Origin of the sequence: Streptacidiphilus alkalitolerans (genome assembly GCF_042511045.1) — a bacterium.
Taxonomy (GTDB): domain Bacteria; phylum Actinomycetota; class Actinomycetes; order Streptomycetales; family Streptomycetaceae; genus Streptacidiphilus; species Streptacidiphilus alkalitolerans.
Genome location: NZ_JBHEZX010000002.1, coordinates 1 through 21901 on the forward strand (window position 1 = coordinate 1; position 21901 = coordinate 21901).

Annotated in this window: 19 protein-coding genes; 6 read left to right on the forward strand and 13 right to left on the reverse strand. The window is 71.1% G+C overall.

Annotated features, from left to right (window positions below):
* Positions 1-305: 305 nt before the first annotated feature.
* The 8 genes from ACEZDG_RS03825 to ACEZDG_RS03860 form a co-directional block, all read right to left on the reverse strand.
* Positions 306-2303 (reverse strand): alpha-L-fucosidase, encoded by a 1998-nt coding sequence (locus tag ACEZDG_RS03825; RefSeq protein WP_380502266.1) that lies wholly within the window; start codon positions 2301-2303, stop codon positions 306-308.
* Positions 2304-2426: 123 nt separating this feature from the next.
* Entirely contained in the window at positions 2427-4832 is a 2406-nt protein-coding gene (locus ACEZDG_RS03830) for a ricin-type beta-trefoil lectin domain protein (protein ID WP_380502268.1), read from the reverse strand.
* 99 nt (positions 4833-4931) lie between these two features.
* Entirely contained in the window at positions 4932-6773 is a 1842-nt protein-coding gene (locus ACEZDG_RS03835; RefSeq protein WP_380502270.1) for an RICIN domain-containing protein, read from the reverse strand.
* Positions 6774-7830: 1057 nt separating this feature from the next.
* Positions 7831-8163, reverse strand: coding sequence for a UBP-type zinc finger domain-containing protein (locus ACEZDG_RS03840; protein ID WP_380502272.1), 333 nt, complete (start codon positions 8161-8163; stop codon positions 7831-7833).
* 183 nt (positions 8164-8346) lie between these two features.
* Positions 8347-9351, reverse strand: a complete 1005-nt coding sequence (locus tag ACEZDG_RS03845) for a YdcF family protein (protein ID WP_380502274.1) — start codon at positions 9349-9351, stop codon at positions 8347-8349.
* A 343-nt stretch (positions 9352-9694) separates the two neighbouring features.
* Positions 9695-9892: a hypothetical protein gene (locus ACEZDG_RS03850; RefSeq protein ID WP_380502276.1), complete on the reverse strand. Its 198-nt coding sequence runs from the start codon at positions 9890-9892 to the stop codon at positions 9695-9697.
* Positions 9893-9960: 68 nt separating this feature from the next.
* The gene (locus ACEZDG_RS03855) at positions 9961-10314 is read right to left on the reverse strand and encodes a hypothetical protein (protein ID WP_380502278.1); all 354 of its coding nucleotides are present in this window, start codon (positions 10312-10314) and stop codon (positions 9961-9963) included.
* A gap of 347 nt (positions 10315-10661) precedes the next feature.
* Complete coding sequence (locus ACEZDG_RS03860) at positions 10662-11000, reverse strand: MerR family transcriptional regulator (RefSeq protein ID WP_380502280.1); 339 nt, start codon at positions 10998-11000, stop codon at positions 10662-10664.
* Between the two features lie 771 nt (positions 11001-11771).
* Here ACEZDG_RS03860 and ACEZDG_RS03865 point away from each other — a divergent pair.
* A complete protein-coding gene (locus ACEZDG_RS03865) occupies positions 11772-12302 on the forward strand; it encodes a hypothetical protein (protein WP_380502282.1) in 531 nt (176 codons plus the stop codon).
* On the opposite strand, the gene ACEZDG_RS03870 is transcribed toward ACEZDG_RS03865, so the two are convergent.
* On the reverse strand, positions 12272-12844 hold the full coding sequence (locus ACEZDG_RS03870; RefSeq protein ID WP_380502284.1) for a hypothetical protein: 573 nt from the start codon (positions 12842-12844) through the stop codon (positions 12272-12274). The genes ACEZDG_RS03865 and ACEZDG_RS03870 overlap by 31 nt on opposite strands.
* 154 nt (positions 12845-12998) lie before the next feature.
* Here ACEZDG_RS03870 and ACEZDG_RS03875 point away from each other — a divergent pair, with 154 nt between their 5' ends.
* On the forward strand, positions 12999-13439 hold the full coding sequence (locus ACEZDG_RS03875) for an SRPBCC family protein (RefSeq protein WP_380502286.1): 441 nt from the start codon (positions 12999-13001) through the stop codon (positions 13437-13439).
* A 55-nt stretch (positions 13440-13494) separates the two neighbouring features.
* On the opposite strand, the gene ACEZDG_RS03880 is transcribed toward ACEZDG_RS03875, so the two are convergent.
* A complete protein-coding gene (locus tag ACEZDG_RS03880; protein WP_380502288.1) occupies positions 13495-13950 on the reverse strand; it encodes an SRPBCC family protein in 456 nt (151 codons plus the stop codon).
* A 287-nt stretch (positions 13951-14237) separates the two neighbouring features.
* Here ACEZDG_RS03880 and ACEZDG_RS03885 point away from each other — a divergent pair, with 287 nt between their 5' ends.
* The 4 genes from ACEZDG_RS03885 to ACEZDG_RS03900 are packed head-to-tail and all read left to right on the forward strand — an operon-like array spanning position 14238 to position 18219.
* The gene (locus tag ACEZDG_RS03885; RefSeq protein ID WP_380502290.1) at positions 14238-14627 is read left to right on the forward strand and encodes a hypothetical protein; all 390 of its coding nucleotides are present in this window, start codon (positions 14238-14240) and stop codon (positions 14625-14627) included.
* A 34-nt stretch (positions 14628-14661) separates the two neighbouring features.
* The gene (locus ACEZDG_RS03890; RefSeq protein WP_380502292.1) at positions 14662-15894 is read left to right on the forward strand and encodes a lycopene cyclase family protein; all 1233 of its coding nucleotides are present in this window, start codon (positions 14662-14664) and stop codon (positions 15892-15894) included.
* 58 nt (positions 15895-15952) lie between these two features.
* Entirely contained in the window at positions 15953-16675 is a 723-nt protein-coding gene (locus ACEZDG_RS03895) for a class I SAM-dependent methyltransferase (RefSeq protein WP_380502294.1), read from the forward strand.
* Complete coding sequence (locus tag ACEZDG_RS03900; RefSeq protein WP_380502296.1) at positions 16675-18219, forward strand: FAD-dependent oxidoreductase; 1545 nt, start codon at positions 16675-16677, stop codon at positions 18217-18219. The genes ACEZDG_RS03895 and ACEZDG_RS03900 overlap by 1 nt, the downstream gene beginning before the upstream one ends.
* 28 nt (positions 18220-18247) lie before the next feature.
* Here the strand turns inward: ACEZDG_RS03900 and ACEZDG_RS03905 are convergent, their stop codons facing one another.
* From ACEZDG_RS03905 to crtI, 3 genes are read right to left on the reverse strand one after another with little or no spacing between them, the layout of a single operon-like run.
* A complete protein-coding gene (locus ACEZDG_RS03905) occupies positions 18248-19279 on the reverse strand; it encodes a DUF5914 domain-containing protein (protein ID WP_380502298.1) in 1032 nt (343 codons plus the stop codon).
* Positions 19276-20334, reverse strand: coding sequence for a phytoene/squalene synthase family protein (locus ACEZDG_RS03910; RefSeq protein ID WP_380502300.1), 1059 nt, complete (start codon positions 20332-20334; stop codon positions 19276-19278). The genes ACEZDG_RS03905 and ACEZDG_RS03910 overlap by 4 nt, the downstream gene beginning before the upstream one ends.
* Positions 20331-21893 (reverse strand): phytoene desaturase family protein, encoded by a 1563-nt coding sequence (gene crtI, locus ACEZDG_RS03915; RefSeq protein ID WP_380502302.1) that lies wholly within the window; start codon positions 21891-21893, stop codon positions 20331-20333. The genes ACEZDG_RS03910 and crtI overlap by 4 nt, the downstream gene beginning before the upstream one ends.
* Positions 21894-21901 lie beyond the last annotated feature (8 nt).

Consider the following 21901-nt stretch of genomic DNA (forward strand, 5'->3'; position numbering starts at 1 on the left):
GAACGAGACGACCAGGACCCCGTTGCGAGGCCGCCCGCAAAGCCCACCGCGACACGGCCGGGACCCGCCCGCTCATCGAGGTCCTACCGCTGCACCGGCACATGCACCACAACCACGTCGCCGCCGGCACCGCCGCAGCCCTGCGGGCCCGGGCCCCGACCCCGGACGCGGTCGCCCTGCAAGCACGCCGGGCCGCGGAACAAGAGACCCCTCCCCGGCCGGACCGGACACCGCGCTGGGCCGGATCACCTCCCCGGTCGTGTCACTGACCGCGCGCCGACCGGGGGCGCTCACCGGGCGGGCGATCAGAGCGCGGTGATGGTCCAGGCGTTGTTGGTGCTGGCGTTGGGTGACCACAGCACCGCCGTCGCACCGACGGTGGTGCTTCCCGCGCCGTCGAGTGCGGTGCCGGTGCCGCGGTTGACGATCTGGTACCGGCCGCCGCCGAGGCTGTTCAGGCTCCACTGCTGGTTGTTGCCGCCGTTCCAGGCCGCCTGCCGGGCGGGCGCGCCGTTGGCGGTGTCGCCCCAGCTGTCCGCGACCATGCCGTTGGTGTTGTTGACGATCCGGTAGTAGCCGGAGCCGAGGCTGATGAGCTGCCACTGCAGGTTGGTGCTGCCGTCGTAGGTCCACTGCTTGAGGTTCGATCCGGAGGCGACGCCCCCTCCGCTGTCGAGCACCAGGCCGGTGGTCACGTTGGCGATCTTCGCCCATCCCGTCGGGACACCGCCTCCACCGCCCGATCCGAGGGCCGGTATCTGGCCCGAGAAGGTGAGCTTGACCGTGTAGGCCAGGGCACTGAACGGCGCGTTCGAGGAGGGCATGGCCAGGTGCAGGCCGGAGGCGTCCTGGGTGGGCCTGGGCAGGGCGGTGTAACTGCCGGTGGCGTTGTTCAGGAGTTGCGCGGAGGTCAGCGAGCCGATGTTGAACTGATTGGCGTTCAGGGTGGTGACGGTCATGGTGCTGCCCTGCCAGCCCAGCGCGGTGGCGTAGAGCACGGTGTTGGCCTGGTTCCGGGTGAAGCGCACGTCCTGGGGTGTGCCCGCCTTCGGCCCGGTGAAGGAGCCGCCGCCCATGGCGGTGGGGCCCTCGCCGTAGGTGCTCCAGGAGCGGGTGGCGTAGATCGCCTCGCCGAAGCGCCCGAGCCAGTCGCCGATGCCGAGCAGGATGGTCTGCTGCTGCGAGGGGATGGTGCCGTCGGCCATCGGGGAGATGTTGAGCAGCATGTTCCCGCCCTTGGCGACCCGGTCGATCAGTGCGTGCAGCAGGGCCTGGGTGGTGTAGTAGCCCAGGCCGACCGTGTAGCACCAACTGGAGGAGGAGATGGCGTCGTCGGTCAGCCAGTACGGGGTGAGCAGGCCGCCGGGGCCGCCCCGCTCGTAGTCGAAGACCTCGCCGAGGGTGTCGAACCCGTCCTTGTAGGTCGCGACCACGTCCTTGTTCCAGGCCACGGCCTGGTTGTAGTAGGAGGACAGGAAGCTGAGCCGGGCGGATTCCTGGACCAGGCCCAGGTCGAAGTCCTGCCAGATCAGATCGGGCTGGTACCCGTTGACCACCTCCATGAGCTTGCTCAGCCACAGCTGGTTCTCCGCGGTGGTGCCCAGTTGGCCGTAGAGCTTCTTCAGGGTCGCGGTGGACTGCGCGGGAACGTGGTCGTAGTAGCCGTTGAAGTGGTAGGCGTGGTGCAGGGACGTCATGAACTTCAGGCCCTGTCCGCGGATCGCCTGGGCGTGCAACCCCACCAGGTCCAGTCGGGGGCCGTGGCCGACCGAGTTCCACTCGTTCGCGGTGCTGTTCCACATCGAGTAGCCGTCATGGTGCTCGGCGACCGGGCCGGCGAACCGGGCGCCGGCGTTCTTGAACAGCTGTGCCCAGGCGTTCGGGTCCCAGTTGCCGCCCGCGCTCGTCAGCTTCGGAGCGAACTGGACGACGTTGCCGGCCTTGTCCCGGGCGCCGTCGATGAAGTTGTTGTACGGCCACACCGAAGGGTCGCCGTAGGTGGCGATGTGGTGCTGGTTCTCCGCCGATCCGCCGATGTACATGTTGCGCGGGTACCACTCGTTGCCGAACGCGGGCACGCTGAACACGCCCCAGTGGTAGTAGATGCCGAACTTCGCGTCCTGGAACCAGGCCGGCGCCGGCGGGTGCTGGTCGACCGAGGCCCAACTCGCGGTGTAGCCGCCCGGACCGGCCGTGGCATCGGCTTCGGGAGCGAAACGCAGCAGGCCGAACGCCGAGGCGGCTGCGGCAGCCGAAGCCAGCAGAGTGCGGCGGCTGACCGGGCGCGGGGAGGACGTGGTCATGGCAGGGGGCCTTTCCGGAAGTTGGTGGTGGGCGTGTGAACGGCGGCGGCGGTGGGTGCGTCCTGGCCGCGCCGCGTGCCACCGGACGGGAGGGTGTGCGGTGGCACGCGGGCGGTCAGGGGGTCAGCTGCGGGTCCACTTCTGGTTGCTGCCGCCGTTGCAGGTCCACAGTTCGAGCTTGGTGCCGTTCACGGTCCCGGCACCGGTCGCGTCCAGGCACAGCCCGGACGGGACGCTGGTGATGGTGCCGTCGGCGTTCACCGACCATTTCTGGTTGGTGCCGCCGCTGCAGGTCCAGATGTCGACCTTGGTGCCGGGGCTGGTGCCCTGGCCGTTGGCGTCGAGGCAGTCGGAGCCGTAGACGCGCAGTTCGCCGGCAGAGGTGGAGGTCCACTGCTGGTTGGCGCCACCGTTGCAGTCCCACAGCTCCAGCTGGGTTCCGTTGGTCTGCGACGCGTTGGGCACGTCCATGCACCGGCCGGAACCGGAGCCGACCACGGTGCCCGAGGTTCCGCCGCCGCCTGCGCTGCCGGGGGTGATCGACAGGTTGTCGAACTGCGCGGTCTCCCCCTGGCTGGTGGCGTAGCCGACCTGGCCGACGGCCCAGGTGGAGTCGTTCGCCGCCCCGACCGTGGCCCCGTCGATCACAGCGGTGACGGTGCTGCCGGCGAAGGTCAGGGCCAGGCTGTGCCAGCGGCCGGTCCCCAGCGCGGCGACGGTGCCGCCGGCCAGGGTGGTGACGGTGTTGCTGGTGTTGGTGCGGATGATCGACCAGGCTCCGGTGTTGCTGACCCGCAGGAGGTAGGCGTTCAGCCCCGAGGGCCCGGAGTAGGACTGCGTGGTGGCCCGGCCGATCAGCTCGGCGTACCCGGCCTGTTCGAGCAGCACATCGGAGGAGACGGTGTAGTTGCTCCAACTCAGGTCGCCGAGCAGGGCGTGCGGGTCGACGAGGGTGTCCCAGGTGATCGGCGCCTGTGCGCTCATCTGCCGCACGCACCGGCCGGTGCGCCCGCCGCCGCAGCCGACGACCTCGAAGGCTCCTTGCCAGTCCATCAGGTACTTGGCCTCGGTGCCCGTGGCGTAGCTGTCGAAGGAGTCGCTGTAGGGCAGGCCCAGGGCGCCCTGCGCGGGTGAGGTGGCGCTGCCCTTGCCCTGACCGGTGGTGGTGGTCAGGGTGTAGACGTACCCCGGTTGGACGGTGAGAGAGTAGCTGCCGCCGCTGGGGGTCAGGTCGGCCGCGTGGACCAGGTAGTCGGCGGAGTTGCCCGAATTGACGTTGGTGGACCACACATGGACCTGCCCGGTGGACAGTCCCCCGGTGACGTTGAACGTCAGGGTCTGCGCAGCGGTCGCGTCCATGGTCTCGACGACCGTGGAGTAGTCGGTGTTGTCGGTGGACTTGAGGGAGACGTAGCTGCCGTTGCTGCGGTTGCCGCCGATGTAGCCGCTGGAGGAGTCCAGGTACTGCCATCCGGGGGCGGTGAACTGGGTGGTCTGCGCCATGACCCAGGCGTTCTTGCCGATCGCGTAGTAGCCGGACCAGGGCTGCGGGGCGAGCGCGACGCCCATAGTGGGATAGGGCAGGTTGGGCGTGATCGAGGCGACGATCGGCCAGTTCAGATAGGCCGTCATCTTCCCGTCGATGTAGCCGCGGTTGATGCCGCGGGCCAGTGCCGGCGATCCAGCGTTGTAGTCGTCCGAGCCGTTCTCACTGGCCCACAGCGTCTTGCCGGACGACGTGGCCGCTGCCGGCACGGAACAGGTGGACTGGGCGGAACGGTAGCCGCAGGGGTAGTGGGTGCCGATGACGCCCACGGCGGCGGCGAACGCCGAATTGGAGTCGACGTCGTTGGCGACGGTCCAGTCCGAGTCGGCTGCGACCAGTTTGACGTTGGTGTATCCGGCGGTGTTGAGCGCGCCGCGCAGTTGCTCGTACCAGGAGATGTTGTAACCGCGCTCGTTCCATCCGCCGAGGTAGTCGATGCTCAGCCCGTGCTGTTTGGCGCAGCCGAGCCAGGAGAGCAGGTAGTTGGTCATGTCGGTGGACCAGAAGTTCCCGTTGCCGATCCAGCCCGGGGCGCCCCACGCCAACCCGTAGAGCTTGATGTTCGGGTTGCGGGCCTTGGCCTGCTCCATCAGCCACCACTCGTAGCCGGTATTGCAGTCGACCACGCCGCGGACGTGCTCGATGCTCGGTTCGGCTCCGGAGGTGGAGTTGGTGTCGCCGCCGATCTCGGCCTTGAGGATCTGGACGGCGGCGCCGTAGCCCGGCTTGAAGAGGTAGTCCAGCACCTGGCTGCGCTGCGGTTCGGGATAGTCGATCAGCAGCCTGCTGTTGCCGCCACCGCCACTGATCGCGCCGACTCCGTCGAAGGTGCGTCCGGCCGACGCTCCGTTGATCGTGATCGCGGTGGCGGCCTGCGCGGGTGCGGCGACCACCGCCGTCAGCCCGCCGGCCATCAGGGCCAGACCCAGGAGCAGGGCTGCCCGCGCCCGCCAGCTTCGCAGTAACCGACTCGATAGGGACATGGGTTTCCTTTCCGGCAGAGGGTGCCCGTCACGCGCCGCAACCGCGACCGCGACCACGGGCACCCGTCCACTGCGGGGGCCGTCGCTGACTGCGACGGATCAGCGGAGGTTGAAGTCCTGGTTCGTCCCGGCGGCGTTCTTGCAGGTCCACTGGTCCAGCTGCTGGCCAGTGTTGCTGCCGGCACCGTACACGTCCAGGCACAGGCCGCTGTTCTGGTTCTTGAACTGCCAGGACCCGTCGGACTGCTGCTGGGCCAACCAGAGACTGTTGGCAGCGCCGTTGACCGGCTGCTGGACGATATCGGGGGAACCCTGGGCCGTCGAACTGTTCGCCACCGCCACGTCCTGACCGGAGTTGTCGGCCTGCAACTCGCCGTAGCCACCGCCGACCGGGACGAACTGGAACTGCTGGTTGCTCTGTCCGTTGCAGGTCCACTGGTCCACGGCCGCGCCGGAGGCACCGGAGGCGCCGTACACGTCCAGGCACAGGCTGTCGTTCGCGACGACCAACTGGTGGTAGCCGCCCGGGATCCCCCCGCCCCCGCCCGACCCGGCCGGTGTCAGGTAGAGCGCGAAGGCGTCGTGCGCGGCCTGGAAGGTCAGCGGGACGGTGATCGAGCCGCCGGACGCGCTCACGGTCTGGTTGTAGACCACCTGCGGAGCACTCAGCGGCGCCTGGTCCGGGATACGGTCCACCCGCACGTTGACGCTACCGCCGCCCGACAGCCACGACTGCGAGGCCAGGCCGTTGAAGGTCACCGACGCCGCGCCCGTGTACCCGTTGGAATCCCCCACGACGGCCACCGCACGTTTGGCCGTGCTGTCCTCGGACGCGGAGATCGCCGTGGAGCCGACCTGCCCGGAGGTGGCGACCAGCGTGCCGGTCATATCCGCGTAGTCACGCAACGCCCACCAGTTGCCGGTCGGCTGCCAGGCCCCGTTGACCTGGGTGAGCACACCGGTCAGGTTCGGGGTCACACAGCACACCCAGTTGCCGCGCATCGCGTTGGTGTATCCCGACTGCGCGAACCGCGCCAGATACCACGCCGTCACCCCCGCGGTCTGCCGGTCCGCCGGCTGGTACTCGTTGGCCGACAACGGCCGCGACCCGATCCCGGCAGCGGACAGGGAACTGTTCAGGGACTGCGAGACCGCGACCGGGTCGTCGACGTCGCCCTCGTCATGGTTGCTGATCATGTCCGGCACGGTTCCGGCGGCCTTGACGTGCGACAGCCAGGTCGACCACTGCCCCGGATTGCTCTGCGGCGTGTAGGCGAAGGACGGCCCGACGATCTGAGCACCGGGGGCGACCTTGCGGATCTCCCGGTAGGCGGTGTCCCACATCTGGAAGTACTGGGTGCTGTTGACCCCTGCCTTCCAGAACACGGAGATGTCCGGCTCGTTGTCGATGTCGTAGGAAAGTTTCAGGCCCGAGGCCTGCAGGGCGCCCACGGTCGCGTCGATGAAGGAGGCCCAGTTCGAGCAGTCGCCGTTGTCGCAGGGATACTTCGTGTTCGAGGGCTGACCGCCGTTCAGACCGTAGAGGTCGGTGAGCAGCACCTGGTACTGCGCGTGGTAGGGCGGCCGGGTCAGCCGTCCTGCCTCGGCGAGGATGGAGTTGATGTCGGCCTGGACGGCCGGGCCCGACTGGTAGTTGTCCTTGATCCAGCCCCCCGAGAACCAGCCGCCGCCGCGGAACGCATTGATGCCCAGCGGCTGCAGGTACTGGTCCGCCGGCTGCGTACCGTCCTCGCTGAAGCCGTAGAGAAACCCCTCGCCGACTCCGGTCGCCAGCCCTCGGGTCGAGGCCAGATTCACGCTCAGCGACTCGGTTCCTGCCGCATGACCGGTACCGGGCATGAGCAGCGCGGCACACAGCGCCAGCGTCGTTGCGGAGGCCAGGGCGAGCAGCCCCGGCCTCGAGTGAGACTTCGTCAGCATTCTTCCTCCGGTTCGGCACCACGACACCGTGGCGCACAAGGGTGGACACCGGGTGCGGACATGGCCGAGAGAAGCCTCGGCAGCCGAGAGGAGCCTCGGTGGCCATGAGAACGGCTGGTACGGATTTCCGGCAGACACACGGTGGGCCGAGGCGGGAATCGCCCCGTGCCATCTGCCGGTTGGAGCGCAGGACCGGGCTGTCCACGGCTGCCGCACATGCGCAGGTCGCGGCGAGTTCCGCAGGGACCGCCGGGAGTGTGCACGTCAGAAAGGTTGGCGAACCGGTTCGCGGAATCGGTTCGAACGGATATTACGACCGGGGCCAGGAGCGGTCAATACAACGGGACGCACGAACCGCGCGAGGCCCCCGCGGCCACCGAGGAGTCACCGCAGGCCCGTACCAGCAGCGGCAAATCGTACTTCGAATCACACAACCGCAGCTCAAGAGAGCCAACGCACGGTGCCGGAAAGTTGGCCCGGGACCTACCACCCCACCGCCACCCAACACCTTGGGGGACACTGCCCTGCAGGCCCACACCGACTCCCGGAGGGAAGCCGGCGTCACCGCCACCGCCAACCCGCGAACCGATTCACCTTCCCGACAGGACAATGCGCGCGATGTCTTGACTGTGCATCATCCATACGGCAACGTCACTGACTTGAACCCCCCGACGCAGAATCGCGGCTGCGCACCACACAATGTTAACGCTAACAATCCTCCCCGCACCACCCCGACGATCGAGGGACACACAGCATGAGGACGACCACACCCGAACGAGACCCGCCCCGGAGCGGTGAACTCGTCGTGTGCCGCAGCACGCCGGTGTCGTCGATCGGGGTAGGGAAGCCCGGGACGTCCAGCAGGGTGGGGAAGAGGTTCTCCGCGAAGACGTCGCGGGAGGGCAGGACCTCCTCGATCCTGCTCCGGGACGGGGGCGTGACCCCTGCTGCGGTGGCCCAGGCCAGAGCGGCTTCGGCGGATTGCGGGACTTCTTCCACGAGTTCCGCCCGATGGTGTCCATACCCGCAGCCGCCTTCGCGAGGAACGCGTCAGCTACTACCTGGCAGCACCGTAACAGCACGGCTGCAGGAACAGCTCGTCCGGGTAGCACCAGGCCCAGTCCTCGCCGGGCTCGATGGAGCGGGCCAGGTCGTGGCCGCTCCGGGCATGGGCGTGAGCGTGCTTCTTCGGGGAACTGTCACAGCACCCGACGTGGCCGCAGGCGAGGCACTGCCGCAGGTGCACCCAGGTCCCGCCTTCCCTCAGGCAGTCCTCGCAGCCCCGGGCCGTGGTCGCGGGGAGGCCCTGCGCCTGGTCGAGGTGACTGCACTCGCCCTGCACAGTCCGTCCCGCCACAGGCGTGACCCGCCAGGCATAGCCGTCGCTCATACAGTCACGATAGGGCAGTCCCCGCCACGTTCAGCGGCGCCGCCCTGGGGCGACCACGGGCGATGCGAGGCCACGCGCAGGTCACCACGACCGGCGGGACCAGCACTACCAGCTGCCGGCAACCGCTGCACCTACGCCGTGACCCCCGTCCCGTCATCAGTCCGTCCTGCAGCGCACCGCTGTTCAGCGCCACCACCCACCCACCGCGGCCAGCACCGTCACCAGCGCACAGAGCAGCAGGTTCACCAGCCAGTGCGCGTACAGCACGGCGACGAACTCGCGGATGGTGGCGCTGGGCCAGTAGTAGGCGGCCGTCGGCGCGCCCACCACCTGCCCGTTGACACCGGCCCGGCGGGCGAAGACCGCGGCGCGGAAAGCGTGGTAGTTGCTGGTCACCACCACGCAGCGGTAGTCGGGTCGGCGCTCGGCCATCAGTGCCCGGCTGTTCTCCAGGTTCTCCAGGGTGGTCCGGGACCGGTCCTCGCGGATGATCCGTTCGGCCGGGACGCCGCGCTCGACAAGGTGGTCGGCCATGGCGTCCGCCTCGGGCAGCTTCTCGTCCGGGCCCTGACCGCCCGAGGTCACCAGCAACGGCTCGGCCCCGCGCGCCTCGGCGGCCAGGTAGAGGCGTCGGCCGCGTTCCAGCCGCCCGGCGAGCAGCGGCGGCACCCGGTCCCCGCCGATCAGCCCGGACCCCAGCACCACCACGAAGTCGACCTTGCGCCGGGGCCGGATCCGCCCGTAGGCGAAGGCGTAGCTGACGAAGCAGAAGAAGAGGAAGCCCAGGTAGCCCACCGGGGCGACCAGCAGCGCCGAGATCCGGCCCAGGGTGTGGGAACCGGTGGCGAGCCCGATACCGAGGAAGAGCTCCAGGCAGAGCAGGCCGATCCCGGCCAGCAACGACAACAGGTTGCCCAGCCCGCGGCCCTCCTTGCGGACCATCTCGACGCCGTTGGCGATCAGGAACAGCGGCAGCAGCCCCAGCGCCACCACCGGCACCAGGACCAGGACCAGCAGCGCCTCGTCGGTCAGCGGCGCGTCCGAGCGACGCAGCCAGACCGCCGCCCCCAGGCCCAACGCCGCCAGCACCAGCCCCAGCAGCACGGCATTGCCCAGCCGCCGCCTGTCCCGCAGCACACCGATGGCCAGGAACAACAGGAACACCGCAGCCGGCGCGAAGGCGATCATCCCGCCATCGTAGGAGAGGACAGCCGCCGGGCCCGCCACCGCGACCACTCGTCGCCCGGCCGCCGGCACCCGACGGTGTCCGGCTCGTCGGACACCGTCGACGGACTGCCGAGCACCGCCGAGGGGCAGACCGTCAAGTGTCGGTGTTCACGGTTCCGTTGTGATGGCGCGGCATTCCGACCCCGTAGCGCCGCGATGGAGGCGAAGCTCCCGGCGATGAACGCGGGGCCGACGTTCTGTCCCTGCGGGGCCTGGCGCACAGGGCGGGCGTCAGCCACGGCGCCCCCGCAGCCACTTCACTCCTTTCTGCGACGCGGGGTCAGCACGCGACCGGTGGTGACCGTCAGTACGCCTTGCTGGTCGCGCACTTCACGGTGTCCTGAAGGTTCTCGGTCCAGGCCGTGACATGAGCGATATAGGTCCAGTTGCTGGAGCTGCCGCCGGCACAACCGGGGACGTCGGCCGTGCCGGTGGTGCTCGCCGACGCGATGCCGACGTCGAGTCCCAGGCTGGCGGCGGCGATGCATGGGCTTCTCCCCACGGGCCGCGGGGAAGCGCTGGGCCGCGGGCACCGTCAGCGCCCGATCGTGAAGACTGCTGGATGTTCGGTCACGGTCGCCGCCGCCAGGGGACGTCCGGCTTGCCGCTGGAGATGTGGCTGTTGATCCGATGGACGAATCCGGGGTTCTCGATCAGCATGTGCTCGGTGATCGGGACCGTGATCGTCCAATGGGGGCGGGAGTTGCTGGTGAAGCGCAGGGCTGCGGGCCGGCGGCGGAGCCACCTGCCGCTCCTGGGGATGATCTCGACCGGTCGCATATCGTTGAGATAGAAGATCCTGCCGCGCGGGCGGCGCCAGTAACGCTGTCGTATCGCCCGGCGCAGGTGCAGCGGCCACTGACCGTCCACACGGAAGACATGGTCGTACTGGGTGAACCCCCAGCGCTGGGGGACCACAGTCACGGTCTCCGGTGTGTAGACGATCCTGCAGTATCTGCAGCCGAGCATGACGACCTGTTTCCCGTACATGATCCCCCCGTAGTCCCTTGCGGTGCGGGCACACCGGCATGATGGCGTCCATCGACGAGTGGACGTGGAGCGCCGACCCGAACGGGGGCCCAAGGTGGGCGGGCGTCCCCGACGCCGCACAGGAAGGCCTGGGTGGTGCCGAGCATCACGACGGCCTGGGGAGTCGGCAGGGCGAGCGCCACGGTGAGCGGCAGCACCCCGGTGGCAGGGCCGTGATCGCGGTCCTGGCCTGGACGTGCCTGGCCGGGCCGGACTCCTCGCGGTCGGACTCTCCTGGGCGGTCACGGTGTGGCGCTGGGGTTTCCGGGTTCGGCGGCGCGGCGGTATTCGGCGTTGAGGCGCTGAGCCTCTTCCAGCTGGTCCTCGAGGATGACGATCCGGCAGGCGGCCTCGATCGGGGTCCCCTGGTCGACGAGCTCGCGGGCGCGGGCAGCGATGCGCAGCTGGTAGCGGGAGTAGCGGCGATGGCCGCCGGCCGAGCGCAGCGGGGTGATCAGTCGGGCATCGCCGATGGCGCGCAGGAAGCCCTGGGTGGTGCCGAGCATCTCGGCGGCCCGGCCCATGGTGTAGGCGGGGTAGTCGTCGTCGTCCAGACGACCGAACGAAGCGTCTGCTGTCATGTGTACCTCTCTTTTGGAACGCGTGGAGGGGCCCTGGTGCCATGTGGCACCAGGGCCCCGAAGGAACTGCTACACCATCTGCCGGCCTCGGAACGGCGCCGGCCCTCTGTATCCGCTGACCCGTCCGGGGGAGAACGGGTGATGCGGGGATCGCGGTTGCTTGACCTCAGACCACCTCACTATCGATGTCCTGCGGTACCCGGGCTCACGATTTCCGCCCGGGCGATCCTGATGATGCCTCGCTCCTCCGTTCTTCCCTCTGGCGATCATTCACTGACGTACTGCTGCCGAACCTCCCGGTGCGCGCGCCCGCAGCCGACGCCTTCACCGAGGTACCACTCACCTGCTCCGCTGCTGGGTACCGCACCTCTGCTCACGGCGGCCCCTGGTCACTGCGGGCCACCCGGTGCGATTGCCAGCCCCGTCGCCATCGTGCAACCGCTCGGCTCCGGAACTCCACCACCGCACCGCTCTACCACCTGCAACTGCGCACTGCTGCCCGGCAGTTCATGTCTGCCAGGCCCTGTGGCCCTCTTGGCTACGAGAGAAACAATAACCACACCACCGCTCAATGTCTACTCCAGCTGGCATAGATTTTTCTGTGTCGCGGCTGGAGGAAATATCCGCGCGATGAGGGGTCACCCCGGGGATCCCCATGCACGACGGCCTTGCCGGCAAGCCGACCGGACCTGGTGACGACGGTCCGGCCCTCGACCGATGTGCACCGCTCCTGCGGGGGTAGGCGCGGGACCCGACTGTGCAAGGAGAACCATGGACCAGAACCTGCCCGACAACAGCACACTGCGCCCACCCGCGGCCAAACTGCTGGGGATCTACCTCAACGACCACCTGGCCGGGGCGTCCGGCGGCATCGAACTGGCCCACCGCCTCGCCGACGCCGAACACGGCACCGACTTGGGCGAGCAGGTCACCGCACTGGCCAAGGAGATCACCGAGGACCGCGCCGCCCTCCTGCGGATCATGCGGAGCCTGGACGTCACCCCCCACCACCGCTTCAGCACCCTGGGCTGGACGGTGGAGAAGGTCGCCCGTCTGAAGCTCAACGGCCGCCTGCTGCACCGCTCACCCTTGAGCACCCTGGTCGAACTCGAAGCACTGCGCCTGGGCGTCCTGGGCAAACACCAACTGTGGACCACCTTGGCCCACACCCACGCCGAGGACCCCCGCCTGCACACTGACCGGCTCCACGAACTGCAGCGCCGCGCCGAGCAGCAGGCCACCACCCTCGAAACCCTGCGCCAAGCCGCCGCCTACGACGCCCTGGCCACCGTGGACTCCTGACCTGCGAGAGCCGTTGAGGCCTGCGGTCCAGGGCGCCGGACCACCGCCAGGGCGGCCGGGGGGGGTCGCGCCGCGGGCACAACCCGCTCATCCCAGACCGATGCCCTCCGCCCCAGTGGCCGGGGCCGCCGTGCCGGCCGTCTCCCCGTGCCGGCCGTCTCCCCGCGCAGGGTGTCCGCGTCGGGCGTGGGCGGGCGCCGCCGGCCGAGCACCGTCGCCACGCAGAGTGCGGCGGCGAGCAGGCAGCCGAGAAAGAGGATGCCGACGTAGGGGTCCTCGATCTCGTTGCGGCTCTGCGCCAGATCGGCGGCAGGGGTGAGCGCGGCCGACGCCAGGTCGGGGATCATCGAAGCCGGGCCGTAGGTGGAAAGGACCGCCAGTGCCTCGACGATCAGCAGTGCGGCGGCGGTTCCCGTGTACAGGGCCACGGACACGGCCTCGCCGCTGGTCGCGGTTCCCCGGCCGGTCAGCACGAGCGCTGCGGCCGCGAAGCCCATTGCCGCAGCGATGAGGACCACGACCGGCGTGACGGTCGTGGGCATGGGCCGGGAGGTGACGAGCACCGCTGCCCAGATCCCGGCGAACCCCGCACCCACCGTCGTACCGAGGACCAGCGCCCGGGTGCCGACCGCGCCCCGGTGCCCGGTCGCGCCTGCGGTCAGTACCAGGAAGGCGAGCAGGTACTAGCCTGGCGCCATGGCCCGCTTCGAGTTGTACCGCACCGTGCACCGCACTCCGGCGGAATGCTGGGACCGGCTCACGGACTGGCCCCGGCACGGGGAGCGGGTGCCGCTGACGCGTGTCTTCGTATCGAAGGGCTCCGGGCGCGAGGTGGGAGACGTGGTCACGGCCAGGACCTCGGTCGGACCGCTCGGCTTCGACGACCCGATGGAGATCCTGCTGTTCCAGGCGCCCGAGCCTGGCCGCCCGGGCCTGGGCCGCCTGGTCAAGCACGGCTCCGTGGTGCGGGGCTGGGCCGAGCTCAGCATCGTCGCCTCCGAAACCGACGCGGCGAAAACGGTGGTCGGCTGGCGTGAGGAGATCGCCGTGCTGGGGATCCCGCGTCTCGCCGACCCTCTGCTGGCACGAGCCGGACGCGTCGTCTTCGGCCGTGTGGTGGAGCGACTCGTGCGCTGACGCGATCCGTCGGGCCTGCCCGCCGACGCGGACCACTCCATGCCGGGCGAGTGCTTCACAAGCGGTCGATGACGTCGGGGAGGGTCCTCGCGACTTCGTCACCGAGGCGTTCGAACTCACCCCGCAGGAACGGCGCGGCCAGCTTGGCCAAGCCGTGGAAGGTCACGTCTGCCCGGTAAGTGATCGACGTGCCGCCATCGACCTCACGGAAGGTCAGGTCGTCCGTCGACGTCGCGGTCCGATTCGTGCCGACGAAGGTCAGCCGGGCGGGCTCGAGGCGTGTCAGACGGTAGGTCAGTTCGGTTTCCCGGCCCCGGAAGACCGAGGTGTTGCGCCAGGTGGACCCCTCCGCCACCGGCCCGGGTTCCAGCGGGACGCAGCGGACGGTGCCCGGGTCCCATGCCTCGGTCCGGGCGAAGTCCTTGAGGTAGTCGACGACAACCTCAAGGGGGCGGCCCACCACAAAGGTACGTTCCACACTGACCACGGCAATGCCTTCCACAGAGAACACAGACGATCCATCCCTACCACGCAGGCCCGGCCCACCGCAGCGTTCGCTGCGAAGCAATGCAAGAACGATGCAGGTTGCCCGCACCCTCGGGGGCGGTGGAGGGTTGCCCGTGTTCGGGACCGCCGGTTGATCGACCGACGAAGCCGCCCGTACAGCGACGACAACCGACACCCTGCGAAGACGCAGGTGACTGCGACAACACGACGGTGAGACGCGCATGACGAGCGGTACGGGCGGGACAGCCGACGACGCGCCCACGCTCTCCGCATCGACGGCGTGATCGGCGCATGAACACCCGGCCCCCGTGTTCCGCCTCCGAGGCATGGCCCCAGTTCCTGCACGGCCGCCCGGTGCTCGTCTACCCCCGCGCCACTGGCCTGGCCGAGGAGGGATGGACCAGCGTCTTCGAGCTCCCGGACACCCCGGTCCCCTCCCGTCAGTGGTTCGCCGTACTGGAGGACATCGAGTTCCTGCTGGTGCAGAGACCCGGTGGTCGGCACTGGTTCGCGGGCCCCTTGCAGTCGACCCGGGAATGGCGGCGGGCGGCCCGCTCCTTCAGGTCCGTGCTGCAGCTCACCGGGCCGTTCACCAGCCCCGGCGAATTCGCCGCCTCCGCGGCAGCCGGTGAAGTCCGCGCCGTCACCGTGCCCTTTGTCCTGGTAGGACGGTTGTGGTGAGTGGCATCGGTCACGGTACGGGAAGGTGTGGGGAGTGTCGCAGGCTCTGACCGGTTCCCGGACGGCATACGACGTCGACGTCGCGGTCATCGGCGCGGGCGCGGCCGGCCTCTCCCTGGTGCACGCGCTTGTCCGCGAGCCCGAAGCCCGGCATCTGCGGGTGGTCCTGGTCTCGCCGGCCCCCTCGGCACCAGGGGCGGCCCCGGAGCGGACCTGGTGCTGGTGGGAGCACCCACAGGGGTCCCTCGACGCCGCGGTGCAGCACGGCTGGGACCGTCTGGCGATCTACGGGCGCGACGGTGGGCGCGCCGACTTCCCCCTGGGCGGCCTGCGTTACAAGATGCTCCGCTCCAGCGCGATGGACGCGCTGGTCACCGAGGAGATCAGGAGTCTGCCGGCCTACCGTCGGGTCGACGGCTCCGTCGTCGCGGTCCAGGACGGTGCGGCATCGGCGGAGGTCTCCCTGCGGACAGCGGGCGGAGCCGCCGCGCTGCGCGCACGATGGGTGTTCGACTCTCGTCCTCGGGCATCGCTCCCGCCGGCGCGTACGACACTTCTGCAGCACTTCCGCGGCTGGTTCGTTCGCTGCAGCGTCCCGGTCTTCGACCCCTCCGCCGCCGTCCTCATGGACTTCCGGGTGGCCCAGCCTGCCAGGGGGACGGCCTTCGGCTACGTCCTCCCGCTGACCCCGCGTAACGCGCTGGTGGAGTACACCCAGTTCTCCCGCACCCCCTTGGACCGGGCCCAGTACGAGGCAGCCCTGGAGCACTACACCAGCACGGTGCTCGATCTGGGCAGCCTCCGGGCGGGGTCGTTCGAGATCGTCGGCGTCGAGGAGGGAGTGATCCCGATGACGGACGCGCACTTCCCCCGCCGCGTCGGCCGACGGGTGTTCCGGATCGGGACGTCCGGCGGAGCCACCCGCCCTTCCACGGGATACACCTTCGCTGCCGTGCAGCACCAGAGCAGGGCCGTCGCCCGCGCCCTCGCCAGGGGTGCGGTGCCCGTTCCACCCCGCTCGCACCGGCCCCGGCACCTGGCCATGGACGCCGCCCTGCTCCGGGCCCTGGACACCGGCCGCATCGACGGGGCCGACTTCTTCGACCGGCTCTTCCGCCGCAACCCCCCGGAGCGGCTCCTGCGCTTCCTCGACGGGCGCTCCGGTCTGCGCGACGAGCTCGCCGTCGGGCTCACCTCGCCGGTCGTGCCGATGGCGCTCAGCTGCCTGGAGCTCCCCTTCCGCCGGCGGACCGCAGTCGGCGAGTGAGACACACGCACACCACTGTCAACGGGTCGCACTGACCCGGTGACCAGAGAGGACGTTGATGACACTTCTGCAGGGAGCCGAACTCTCCCAGGCCTTCGACCGGGGCGCCTCCGCCTATGACCGTCTGATCGCGATCAACCCGGGCTACCACCGGGCGCTGCGCCGCTCGGCACGCCGCCTGGCGCTGCCCGACCTGGGCGCCGGCCTACGGCTCCTGGACCTGGGCTGCGGCACCGGGTCCTCGACCGCGGCGCTGCTCCGGTCGTATCCGCGGGCGAGGATCACCGCCGTGGACGCATCCGCCGGGATGCTGGCACAGGCCGCGGAGAAGCGTTGGCCGAGCACGGTGCGCTTCGTGCACTCCCCGGTCGAGGAGCTCTCCGGCACCGGAGAGGCCGGCCCCTACGACGCGGTGTTCGCCGCCTACCTGGTCCGCAACGCCGCCGACCCGGGCGCGGTACTCGACGCCGTGCACCGCATGCTCAGGCCCGGAGGCCGCCTGGCCGTCCACGAGTACGCCCTGTCCGGCCGCGCCGTGCACCGGGCGGTGTGGTCCGCGGTGTGCGGGGGCGTCGTCCTTCCGCTGGGCGCGGTCTCCGGCGGCGGGACGGCGTTGTACCGGCACCTGTGGCGCAGCGTGCTGGACTTCGACACGGCCGGGCGGTTCACCGAGCGGCTTGCCCGGCACGGCTTCGCCGGTGCCCGCAGCTCCCCGATGACCGGGTGGCAGCACGGGGTCGTGCACACCTTCACCGCCCGCCGCCCCGGTGGGGAGTTCTGATGGCGATTCAGCAGCGGCGGCGCCGCGGCCGCGACCGGCGCGCCGTTCACCATCCGGCCCCGCCGGGGCTGGCCAGGGTGCCGGGCACGGCGCCGCGGGTGGCGGTGATCGGCGCGGGGATCGCGGGTCTGGCGGCGGCCACCGGACTCGCGGAGCGCGGCGTGGCGGTCGACCTGCTCGAACAGCAGGACGCGCTGGGGGGCCGGCTGGCCGGATGGTCCACCACCCTGGCGGACGGCTCGAACGTCACCATGAGCCGGGGATTCCACGCGTTCTTCCGCCAGTACTACAACCTGCGGGGCCTGCTGCGGCGCGTCGATCCCGGCCTCGATGCGCTGACCGGCCTGCCCGACTACCCGCTGCAGCGGGCGGGCGGGGCGACCGACAGCTTCCGGCACGTGCCCCGCACTCCTCCGTGGAGCGCCCTGGGATTCGCCGCCCTCAGCCCCACGTTCGGCTGGCGCGACCTGCTGCGGATCGACGCACGCGCCGCGCTGCCGCTGATGGACGTGGGCACCCCGCAGATCTACCGGAAGCTGGACCACGTCAGCGCGGTCGAGTTCCTGCGCTCGGTCCGCTTCCCCGAGGCATCCCAGCACTTGGCCTTCGAGGTGTTCTCCAGAAGCTTCTTCGCCGACCCGGCCCAGTTGTCGGCGGCCGAACTGGCACTGATGTTCCACATCTACTTCCTCGGCTCCTCCGAGGGCCTGCTCTTCGACGTCCCGGCCGAGCCCTTCCCGCAGGCACTGTGGGAGCCGCTGGCGGAGTACCTGCGCGGCCACGGCGTCCGGGTCCGCACCGGTACCCGGGTGACCGGGGTACGGCCGCGCGGCGAGGGGTTCGCCGTGGCCTGCGGCGCCGACGGCGAGCAGAACCGGTACGACGGCGTGGTGCTGGCACTGGACAGCGGCGGCCTGCGCAGCCTGGTGGGCGACTCCCCCGCGTTGGGGGACGCGCTGTGGCGGCGCCGGATCGAGGGCCTGCGCCAGGCCCCGCCGTTCCTGGTGTCCCGATTGTGGCTGGACCGCCCGGTGGCACCGCACCGCCCCGGGTTCCTGGGCACCAGCGGGTACGGGCCGCTGGACAACGTCAGCGTGCTGGAGCGCTGGGAGGGCGAGGCGGCACGCTGGGCCGCGGAGCACGGCGGCTCGGTCGTCGAACTGCACGCCTACGCCGTGGACCCGGCCGCGGACCGGACGGAGGTGCAGCGGCGGGCGCTGACCGAACTGCACCGGATCTACCCGGAGACCACCGCTGCCCGTGTGGTCGACCAGCGCCACGTCTGGCGCGCGGACTGCCCCATGTTCCCGGTCGGCGGCTACCTGGAGCGGCCCACCGTCGGCACCGACCACCCGCAGTTGGTGCTCGCCGGCGACTGCGTGCGCAGCGACCTGCCGGTGGCGCTGATGGAGCGTGCCGCGACCACCGGTTTCCTCGCCTCCAACGCCCTGCTGGCGCAGTGGGGCGTTCGCGGGCAGGACCTGTGGACCGTGCCGAACGGCGGGCGGTCCCGAGCACTGCGCGCCCTGGCACGGCTCGGATGACCGGTGAGGAGGGAAGCACCGGTCGCGCTCAGCCCGGGAAGCGACCGGTGCTGCGCAGCTGCCAGCGTCGCTCCGCGTACGCGATGTCGTCCCGCCACAGGCGCGCGGCGGAACGCCGCACCAGCGGGCGCAGCAGCGGTGCCGCCTTCCGGGCCAGGGCGAAGCCGGGCCGCCCGGAGTAGGCGGCCACGAGTTCGGTCACCGCGGTGCGCGGCCGTCCCCGGTCGTCCGGGGCCATCGGGGTGGCATGGGTCTCCACCACACTGGTGACCCCCTCGCCCTCGATGATGTGCATCACCACGGTGCGCGGCTCCGGTGCGGTGAAGGCGGCGCGGACCGGTACGCCCAGGCGGCCCCGGAGCCGGAACGCCACCTCGACGACGAAGCGGTCGGCCGCCGCGTCGGCCTGCGGCGGCGCTCCGGCCGGTGACTCGACGACGGCCAGGTCGGCGAACGCGTACGGGTGGAACCATGCGCCGTGCCAGGGGTCGAGACGGTTGGCGATGATGTCCTCCGGCTCGCAGTGACCGACGGCGGTGGCGACGACGGGCAGCGAACGGTCCGGGTCCGGACGTGCGGGGATGAGGGGCCGGGGCGTGGGCTCCTCGCCCCCGACGGAGTCGAGGCGCACCCAGGCCAGCGCGCCGTCGTCGTAGGTCGGGTAGGGCTGCCAGCCGGGGAACCCCTCCGCTCCCAGGCACAGGCCGTGCCAGTGGCACACCAGGCGGTCGTCGATCTGCGGGCTTCGGGCGAGGGGCGCGCCCAGGTGGGGGCAGGCGCCGGGGGCGGCGTGCAGGGCGCCGTCACCGTCGCGCCAGGCCACCACCTCCACGCCGGCGACGGTGCGGCCCAGCGGGGTCCCGTGCCGTACGCGGTGCGAGGCGGCCAGGACGTACCAGTTGCCGGAGGGGCGGGCGAGGGCCCGTTTCAGGGCGGCCTCGATGACAGCGGGCCGGGCCGCCTGCCAGGTCGGGGCCTGCTCGGACCAGCGGCCGGCGCCGATCAGCCCCAGCGGCGTGCGCCGCGCGGAGGCCGTGCGGCGTCGTGGCTGACCGGTCATCGCGGGTCCTGCTCGGCCACGGCGCCCCGTGCCGCTGCGGCGGTCGCGGTGACGGGGGGCGCGACGGGGGTAGCGGCGGGTGGGTGCCCGCCCGCGGGGCGGGGTGTCGAGGCGCTGAGGCGGTGCTGTGCGCGGGCGCCGGCCACCCGGGCCGCCCCGGCCAGGGCCACCGCCGCGCGTCTGCGCCGGGGCACGGACACCCGGCGGTGCAGCACCGCGTGGTACCCGGCCTCCTCGATGCGGTCCAGGATGCCGCGGTACAGCACCAGGGCGGTGCTGACGCACGGACGGGAGACCGCGGCGAGCATCGGGATGCCGAGTTCGGCGTCCCGGTAGACGGTGCGGTTGAACGCGACCAGGTCCGCCAGGGCGGCGGAGATCCGACGGTCGTCGCGGCCGGTGCCGCGTGACCAGTCGAGCAGGTCGTGGTCGACGCCGTGGGCGGCCAGCCGGTCGGCGGGGAGGTAGACCCGGCCGCGTTCCAGGTCCTCCCCCACGTCGCGCAGGAAGTTGGTCAGCTGGAAGGCCACGCCCAGCGACGCCGCGTGGGGGGCGGCCTGGGCACGCGGCACGGCGGTGCCGAGCACCGGCAGGACCTGCAGGCCGATCACGGCCGCCGAACCGTGGACGTAGCGCGACAGCTCCTCCCAGGTGGCGTAGTCCGTGGTGTCGAGGTCCATCCGCATCGAGGCCATGAAGTCGCTGAAGTGGTCCGCATCGATGCGGTAGCGCCGGGCGGTGTCCGCCACGGCGGTGACCACCGGATTGCGGCCGTGCCCACCGGCCAGTGCGTCCTGCAGTTCGGCGCCGAGGTCGGCCAGCACGGCGCCCCGGTCGGCTGCGGTCGCGTCGGCGCCCAGGTCGTCGACGACGTCGTCGGCCCACCGGGCGAACCCGTACAGGGCGTGGACGGCGGGGCGGCGGTCAGGGGTGAGCAGCCGGGTGGCCAGGAAGTAGGTCCTGCCGTGGGCGGCGTTCAGTGCGCGGCAGTGCCGGTAGGCCGCCTGCAGACGGGGGTCGGTGATCCCGGCCGCGGCGAGCTCGTGTGCGGTCATGACGGGGCTCCAGGGCTGACGGCGGCGGTCTGCGGGCGCGGCACGCGGGCAGCGGGACGGTTTCCGCCGCGCCGGGCGGGACCGGTGCCGGTGATCCGGGCGGCGGCCAGCTTCCCGGAGAGCAGGACGGTGGGAACACCGACCCCGGGGGTCGTGCCGCAGCCCGCGAGAACGGCGTTGGGCGCTCCGGACAGCAGGTTGCGCGAACGGAAGGGCCCGGTCTGGGCGAAGGTGTGCGCAGCCGAGAAGGGTGTCCCGGCGGCATGGCCCTGAGCGGCCCAGTCGGCCGGGGTCACGATGCGTTCGGCCTCCACGGCGGCGTCGAAGCCGCTCAGCCCCCGGCGGTCCAGCTCGGCGGCGATGCGGTCGCGGTAGCGCGGGCCCAGCTGGGACCAGTCGGCCGGTCCGGTGTCCAGGTTGGGGCACGGTGCCAGGACGTAGTGCAGATGGCGTCCGGGCGGGGCCAGCGAGGGATCGGTGGCCGTGGGCCTGGTGATCAGCAGCGAGGGGTCGCTCATCAGCTGCCCGGAGCGGGTGAGTTCGTCGAAGGTGCTTTCCCATGCCTGGCCGAAGGAGATGGAGTGGTGCGCGAGGCCGGGCCAGGTGCGGGTGGTCCCGGCATGCAGCACGAAGGCGGACGGGGACCAGGTCATCGCCACCGGACGGCGTGGCGCGCGGCCCAGCAGCCCGTACACCACCGGGAGGTCCGGGGTCAGCACGATCGCGTCACAGGCGATCCGCCTGCCGTCCGCGGTGTGCACAGCGCTGACCCGGCCGGCGCTGCCGCGCTCCAGGCGCCGCACCGCGGTGTTCAGGTGCAGCTCCGCCCCGGCCTCGACGGCCGCGGCAGCCAGGGCCCGCGGCACCGCGTGCATGCCGCCGCGCGGGAAGTAGACGCCGGCCACCGTGTCCATGTAGGCGATGACCGCGTAGGCGGCCAGTGCTCTGGCCGGCGGCACGCCCGCATAGAGGGACTGGAAGGAGAAGACCCGCTGCAGCCGCTCGTCGTGCAGGAAGCTGCCGATCCTGGGGCCCAGCCGCCCGAAACCGCCGAGCGCTGCCAACCGGGCCAGATCAGGGCCCAGCAGGCCCAGCGGCGAGTCGAAGTTGACGTCGATGAAGCTGCGCATCTGGATCCGGTAGAGGTCACCGAGCCAGGCGCGCAGGCGCCGGTAGCCGGCTGCCTCGCGGCCTCCGGCGAACCGCCTGATCTCGGCTTCCATCGCGTCGGGGTCGGTGTGCACGTCCAGGCCGCTGCCGTCGGCGAACAGGGCCCGGTAGGCGGGGTGCAGCGGCACCAGGTCCAGGCGCTCGGCGACGCTGCTGCCCACCGCCGCGAACGCCTCGTCCAGCAGGTCGGGCATGGTCAGCACGGTGGGCCCGGTGTCGATGCGGTAGCCGTCCATCGTGGCGGTCCCGGCCCGCCCGCCGACGTGGTCCGCGCGTTCCAGCACGGTGACCCGGCGACCGGCACCCAGCAGGTGCAGCGTCGCCGCCAGGCCGGACAGGCCGGCCCCCACCACCACGACGTGCTCAGTGGGTCCAGGGATGGTCCTCATCGGTCTCC